We start from the raw sequence: 6,500 nt of genomic DNA, 5'->3' as shown, positions 1-6,500 counted from the left end.
CGGGCGCGCCTTGCGCGGTCGATCCACGCGTTGAACGCGATGCGGCGTACATACGCTTGATTTATCGGCGCGCCGCCGGTTCGGACGAACCGGCGGAACGCCTTTTCTAACGTGTCTTGCATGAGATCGTCCGCATCCCACCGATTGCGGGCGACGAATCGGCAATATTGTTGCAGCGATGGCAAGAGCGGCGCTACCGCGCGTTCGAACGCGGGCGCGTCGCCGATCGACGGCTTCTCCTTGGCGCCAAGGATCAACATCGAAGGGATCCCTCCTTCGTCGGATTACGCTTATCATAACGAAAACGCCGCCCGAAAAGATACGGGCGGCGCCAAAAATCAATCGTTCGTAAATTTGCGCGTCAGCGACGGGATCGCCGACGCCGGGCGGAAGCGCAGCGCCGACCACGTGTCGTCCACCGCGATTTGGGTCACCGCCTCGTACCCCGCGTCGCGCACGACCTTCCAGCCAGCGTCGCGGTTGATGTCGGTCTTGATCTTCGACGTCTTCTTCGGATACGAAAACCAAAGCAGCCCGTCCGGCTTAATCGCCGCGAGCGCCGTCCCGGCCTTCTCCTCCAGCTCCGCGACGCTCGTAACGAACAGATGCACGAAGTCGTACGTTCCGTTCTCCCCCGCCGGCTCGGCGTCGAGCGCCACCCCCTCCGGCACCCCGCCTACGACGGCGCCATAGTCGCCGCCCGGCGCGTGCAGCGCCAGCGCGCGCGACGCTTTATGCAATTGCAGCTTCTTCCATACCTCCGCCATTGAAAATCGATTGTCCCCTTCCGGTCCCGCAGGTATAATGATTCCATTCTGCCATGAAAGGCCCGTGAACCTCAACGTCATGCTAGCCTCTTTATTTTTCTCCGGCTTCGCCCTCTCGCTCAGCCTCTGCCTCGATCTCGGCACCGTCAACGTCGCGATCGTGCGCGAGGGCATCGCGCGGGGCTTCTGGCCTTCGTTCCTGATCGGCGTCGGCTCCTCGTTCGGCGACCTGACCTACGCCGTGCTCGCCACGACCGGCGTGGCGCTGCTGCTCGGCTACCCCGCGGTCCGATGGTCGCTCTGGATCGGCGGCACCGCCGTCCTGCTCTATTTCGCCGCGACGATGGTTCGCGCCGCCGTCCGACCAAAGCCGATCGACGCCGCCGAACCGGACGGGGCGCCGCGACGGTCGCTGCGCCGCTCCTTCTTCTGGGGTTGGGGGCTCGCCGTCGCATCTCCGACCTCGATCCTGTGGTTCGCGACCGTCGGCGGCAGCGTCGTGGCGAAGTCTCCGGTTCGCGGAGCGACGGCGCTGACCGTCTTCCTCGCCGGCTTCTTCTGCGCCGGCATCCTCTGGTCGCTCGGCATGGCGCTGCTTTCGTCGGCGAGCGGGCGGCGGCTCGGGCCGGCGTTCGTGCGCACGATTTCCGCGATGTCCGCGCTGCTGTTCCTGTACTTCGCCGTCACTGTGTTTCTGGACGGGTATACGTCCCTACTCGCACCCGCAAGCCTAGAAAAATAGCCGCTTACCGCCCGAAACCCGTCTATACCGATCTACGAGTGCCACATAGAATACACCATCTTCTGCGAAAGAGGTGCATTCCATGGCAAATAGCGATGTCAGATTGGCCTTGTTCTCGGGCCGGGATTTCGAGGGGCGGCGCATCCTGCTCCGGCGCGGCGGCGTCGCGGTGCGCGACGCGTCCGCCTTCCGCTTCGACAACCAGCTGTCCAGCTTCCGGCTGCGCAACACGGCGAACGGCTCCGACGTGACGCTCATTTTGTTCGCGAACACGAACTACCGCGGCGACTTCCGCGTCTACCGCGGCAACACGGCGATCTCGGACCTCGGCAATTTCAACGACCGCATGTCCTCGTTCATCGTCGTCGGCCGCCGGCTGACGGACGCGCAGGTACAGCAAATCCGCAATACGCGGACGGCTCCGACGGACGTTCTGCATATCCGCTCGTAATCGTTTCCGACGCTCGGACACAAGACGGGGCGATCCCATGAAGCTATACGCTTCCGGGGTCGCCCCGTCCTTTTCCATAATGTTGCGTGTAACCGCGCGTTATGCGCCGAGCTGCCGCTTGATCGTCCGGATCGCCGCCATGTGAAGCCCTTCGTGATACAACGAGTAGCCGACGAGCGCGCCGATCGTATCGAAGCGCCCGTCGAACCGGGAAAACGGCACGACCGTCGGCTCGAGCAGCTTCTCGCCGAGCAGCGTTCGAATGCGCCCCGGCTGCTCCGTCAGCCGGCAGCCGAGCTCCGCGAGCGACGGCGGCTCCCCCGTCCAATCCATCGGCTTCGTCCCGTTGGCGAACAGGTCGATATAAGGCTGCGGCACCTCCAGCGGGAAGCCGGCATGATAGAACGCCAGCCGCTCCTGCACCAAATAGATGTGCCCGAGATGCCAACGGATCGTATTATTGAAGCCTTCCGGCTGCACGTCCGCCTCTTCCTCGTGCAGCGACTCCACCGCTTGCAGCGTAATGGAGCGGATCACGTCCACCTGCGTCAACAGCGCGCTAGCGTTCACTGCCTTCCCTCCTCATCGTCAGCGAGACGCCGCGGCGACCGCCTCTACGTATTTCCGCGCATTGGCTTCGAGCTCGTCGAACTTGCCTTCCGCGATCAGCTTCTTATCCACCAGATTGCTGCCGAGGCCGACGCCCGCGACGCCCGCCTTCACGAAATCCGCGATATTGTCCAGATTCACGCCGCCGGTGACGATCATCGGGATTTGATCGAGCGGGGCTCGAATGTCCTTCAGATAGCCGATGCCGAGCGACGCCATCGGGAACAGCTTCACTGCCCGAGCGCCCGCCTTCCACGCGCGCACGATTTCCGTCGGCGTCATGACGCCCGGGAACACGTCCACGCCTTGCTCGATGCCGTACCGCACGACCTCTTCGTCGAGGTTCGGCGAGATGAGAAACTGCGCCCCGGCCGCGACCGCGACCTTCGCCATCTCCAGGTCGAGCACCGTGCCCGCCCCGAAATACGCTTCGCCTTCGTATGCCTTGCGCCACCGCTCGAGCGAGTTCATCGCGCCTTCGGTGTTCATCGTCACTTCCAGCACCTTGATGCCGCCGCGAAGGAGCGCTTCGGCTCCGCGGTCGGCTGCCTCTCCCGAGACGCCCCGGAAGATCGCTACGATCTTGTGATGTTCGACGACTTGCAATACGTCCATAAATTTCCGCGCCTCCTCGACTGAATGACTTCATCTTACCATGGGGTTGTGTTATGATGGAAGCAATTTGAAGGCAATGCTACCTTTTTCGCGAAGGTACAACCTCGTAGGCACATCAACCGGGTTGTGCCTTTTTTGCGTTTTCCCATAAGCCTGAAGGAGGATCCCGAACATGATGAAAGAAGCGTTGTATCATCGCCCGAAACTGAATTGGTCGTTCGCGTACGACGAACGCACGATCGTGCTGCGCCTGCGGGCGAAGCGAGACGATCTCGCGGAGGCGGACGTCCTGTACGGGGACAAGTTCGAGCCGTTCGACAAGATGAGCGAGGCGCCGATGCGGCGCGCGTTCGCGGACGAGCTGTTCGAGTACTGGGAAGTCGACGTGCAGCCCGAGTTCAAGCGTCTCGCGTACGCGTTCCGGTTGCGTTCCGGGGAGGAGACGTATTGGTTTTCCGAAAAGGGGATCGGCTCCGCAGCCCCCGACGAGCATTTCGGCATGTTCGAATTTCCGTTCCTGCACGCCTCGGAGCTGTTCCGACCGCCGGTCTGGGTGCGGGACGCGGTATTTTATCAAATTTTCCCGGAGCGCTTCGCGAACGGCGACAAGTCGAACGACCCCGATTCCGTCCTGCCGTGGGGCGGCAAGCCGGAATGGTACAACTACTTCGGCGGCGACTTGCAGGGCGTGCTGGACCGGCTCGACCATCTGAGCGAGCTTGGCGTCAACGCGATTTACTTCACGCCGCTGTTTCAGGCGCGAACGAACCATAAATACGATACCGAGGACTATTTGCGCGTCGACGCCCACTTCGGCGACAACCGGCTCCTGAAGAAGCTCGTGGACGCCTGCCACGCGCGCGGCATCCGCGTCATGCTCGACGCGGTGTTCAATCACGCGGGCGGCACGTTCGCGCCGTTCCTGGACGTGAAGGCGAAGGGCGCGGCGTCCCGGTACGCCGATTGGTTTCATGTACGCAGCTTTCCGCTGGAAAAAGTCGACGGCGTTCCGACCTACGACGCCTTCGCCTTCGAAGACCACATGCCGAAGCTGAACACGGCGAATCCGGAGGTGCAGGAGTACCTGCTGCGCGTCGCGCGTTACTGGATCGAAGAGGTCGGCATCGACGGCTGGCGGCTCGACGTCGCCAACGAGGTCGATCACGCGTTCTGGCGCAAATTCCGCGACGTCGTCAAGGCGGCGAATCCGGAATGCTACATTCTCGGCGAAATGTTTAACGACGCGATCATGTGGCTGCAGGGCGATCAATTCGACGCCACCATGAACTACCCGTTCACCGGCACCGTGCTGGACTTCTTCGCGCGCGGCAAGCTGGACGCCCGCGGCTTCGCGGACGCGCTGCAGCGTCAGCTGGCGTCGTATTCGCGGCAGGTGAACGAGGCGATGTTCAACCTGCTCGATTCGCACGACACGCCGCGGCTGCTGACGGTTTGCGGCGGGGACGCCCGTCTGCTTCGTCTCGCGGTGCTGTTCCAGCTGACGTACCTCGGCGCCCCGTGCATCTACTACGGCGACGAGGTCGGCATGGCCGGCGCGGGCGACCCCGACTGCCGCCGCTGCATGGTTTGGGATCCGGCGGCGCAGGATCGGGAGCTGTTCGCCTTCTATCGCGAGGCGATCGCGCTCCGCCGCGCGCACGCCGCGCTGCGCGGCGCGGGCGGCATCCGGTTCCTGCTCGCGGAACCGGGCGACGCGCGCGTGCTGTACGAGCGCGCCGGCGACGGCGAACGGTTCCTCGTCGCGCTGAACCGGGACAAGGCGGAAGCGGCGTTCCCGCTTCCGGAGGCGCCCGGCGTCCGTTGGACGCCGGCGTTCGCGAGCGCCGGCGCGGCGCTCGCAGGCGGCGGCGCGGCGCTGACGCTGCCGGCTTACGGCTACGCCGTCCTGCGCGCCGACGCCGCGCGCTAGCCGTCCGGCCCGGCGGCGGCCCCGGCTTGTCTTTCGCGGAGGACGGTTGTTTTTCCCGCGTTTTGCGAATCCTACCATGGATCGCCTATAGCGGAGCGTTTTCTGATACAATGGGGGAAGACGCTAGGCGATGAGGACGGAGGCAACGCGCATGGATTATATTATTTTGGACATCGAGTTCAACGGCCGCAAGTTCGCGAGCGACCTGCCGATGGAGGTCATCGAGATCGGGGCGGTTCGGCTCGGCCCCGACTTGCAATATATAGACGAGTACACGTCGCTCGTGAAGCCCGTGTATTTCGCCAAGCTGAACAGCTTCATCAAGGAGAAGACCGGCATTCCGCAGGAGGGCATCGACGCGGCGCGGGGCTTCCCCGCGGTTGCCGCCGAGTTTCGCGCGTGGCTTTCCCGGAGCGAGGAATTCATCTTCGTGACGTGGGGCGGCGAAGATATGAAACGCATCGTGCTGGACGCGCGCATGCACGGCCTCGACGACGCGTACTGGACGGCGATCCCGTATTTCGATCTGCTGAAGGGATACATCCGGTACAAAAACGTATCCAACGACGTGAGCGTCGAGGCGGCGCTCGTCGACCTCGGCCTGACGAACGAAGGCTCCGCGCACCGGGCGCTGGACGACGCGCGGATGACGGGGGACATTTTCAAAGCGGTGTTCGACAAGCTCGACTTCGAGCGGACCCAGTATTATAAGGACGTATTCTCTAACGCCAAGGAGCGGCGATTCGTCAAAAATTCGATCCGCATGATGGCGATGCAGAAGCTGCCGCAGACGTGGGACGTCATGAAGGAGCGTTTTCTGAAGGACAAAGTCAACCTGGACGATCCGCGCAAGGCGGCCGAGCTGGAGGCGTATTTCGCCGCGGAGGTCGAGGCCCGGGCGAAGAAGCCGCCGAAGGCGCCTCGCCCGGCGGCCCCGCCGGAGGACGGCGCGGATGCGGCCGAGGCGCCGGAAGCCTCGCAGGGACAGGAAGCGGGGTGGCCCCGATGAAGAAGAAAACCGACGCGGAGTACGACAAGGAATACGCGCTGCTCAAGGAGCGGCTCGGCCTCGACAAGGACGTGTCGCCGGACCAGCTCCGGACCGCCTTGAAAGGTCTCGTCAACGAGAAGGTCATCGCCGATTACAAAATAAAGAACGAGAAATAGCGCAATACGGGAGGAGCCCGTACACGTCCAGGAGGCGTTTGCGGGCTCTTTGCGCTTTCGGTTACCGGAGTTCTCCGCTAACTCGCCCCATTTTCCCCGTTTTCCCGCCCACTTACCGGAGTTCTCCGCTAACTCGCCCCATTTCCGCCGATCGCGCGTCCCGCCATAATATTCGTTCTTGCACAACATGACCAATCATGATAACTATGTAATATCAAT

The 6,500-nt window shown here is 63.2% G+C and carries 9 protein-coding genes; 5 read left to right on the top strand and 4 right to left on the bottom strand.

All coding sequences use genetic code 11. From position 1 onward, the window contains the following. A partial coding sequence (locus VEZ38_RS20080; RefSeq protein ID WP_324896721.1) for an RNA polymerase sigma factor occupies positions 1–260 on the bottom strand: 260 nt, incomplete at its 3' end. Between the two features lie 78 nt (positions 261–338). Beyond that, positions 339–767, bottom strand: coding sequence for a hypothetical protein (locus VEZ38_RS20075; protein WP_324896719.1), 429 nt, complete (start codon positions 765–767; stop codon positions 339–341). A 79-nt stretch (positions 768–846) separates the two neighbouring features. Between VEZ38_RS20075 and VEZ38_RS20070 the strand changes: the two genes are divergently transcribed. Both VEZ38_RS20070 and VEZ38_RS20065 read left to right on the top strand, forming a co-directional pair. Beyond that, positions 847–1,509: a LysE family transporter gene (locus VEZ38_RS20070; RefSeq protein ID WP_324896717.1), complete on the top strand. Its 663-nt coding sequence runs from the start codon at positions 847–849 to the stop codon at positions 1,507–1,509. An 82-nt stretch (positions 1,510–1,591) separates the two neighbouring features. Then, positions 1,592–1,960, top strand: a complete 369-nt coding sequence (locus VEZ38_RS20065; RefSeq protein WP_324896715.1) for a hypothetical protein — start codon at positions 1,592–1,594, stop codon at positions 1,958–1,960. Positions 1,961–2,059: 99 nt separating this feature from the next. Here the strand turns inward: VEZ38_RS20065 and VEZ38_RS20060 are convergent, their stop codons facing one another. Together VEZ38_RS20060 and VEZ38_RS20055 are read right to left on the bottom strand one after the other, a co-directional pair. Beyond that, positions 2,060–2,530: a DinB family protein gene (locus VEZ38_RS20060; RefSeq protein ID WP_324896713.1), complete on the bottom strand. Its 471-nt coding sequence runs from the start codon at positions 2,528–2,530 to the stop codon at positions 2,060–2,062. Positions 2,531–2,548: 18 nt separating this feature from the next. Next, a complete protein-coding gene (locus VEZ38_RS20055) occupies positions 2,549–3,184 on the bottom strand; it encodes a bifunctional 4-hydroxy-2-oxoglutarate aldolase/2-dehydro-3-deoxy-phosphogluconate aldolase (protein WP_324896711.1) in 636 nt (211 codons plus the stop codon). Positions 3,185–3,356: 172 nt separating this feature from the next. Between VEZ38_RS20055 and VEZ38_RS20050 the strand changes: the two genes are divergently transcribed. The 3 genes from VEZ38_RS20050 (at position 3,357) to VEZ38_RS20040 (ending at position 6,281) form a co-directional block, all read left to right on the top strand. Further along, on the top strand, positions 3,357–5,114 hold the full coding sequence (locus VEZ38_RS20050; RefSeq protein ID WP_324896709.1) for an alpha-glycosidase: 1,758 nt from the start codon (positions 3,357–3,359) through the stop codon (positions 5,112–5,114). Between the two features lie 151 nt (positions 5,115–5,265). Further along, on the top strand, positions 5,266–6,123 hold the full coding sequence (locus VEZ38_RS20045) for a 3'-5' exonuclease (RefSeq protein ID WP_324896707.1): 858 nt from the start codon (positions 5,266–5,268) through the stop codon (positions 6,121–6,123). Then, positions 6,120–6,281, top strand: a complete 162-nt coding sequence (locus tag VEZ38_RS20040) for a hypothetical protein (RefSeq protein WP_324896705.1) — start codon at positions 6,120–6,122, stop codon at positions 6,279–6,281. The genes VEZ38_RS20045 and VEZ38_RS20040 overlap by 4 nt, the downstream gene beginning before the upstream one ends. Positions 6,282–6,500 lie beyond the last annotated feature (219 nt).

Source organism: Paenibacillus sp., assembly GCF_035645235.1.
Lineage (GTDB): Bacteria > Bacillota > Bacilli > Paenibacillales > YIM-B00363 > Paenibacillus_AE.
Note: the sequence above shows the minus strand (reverse complement) of the source record. Positions and strands in the feature narration are given on the sequence as shown.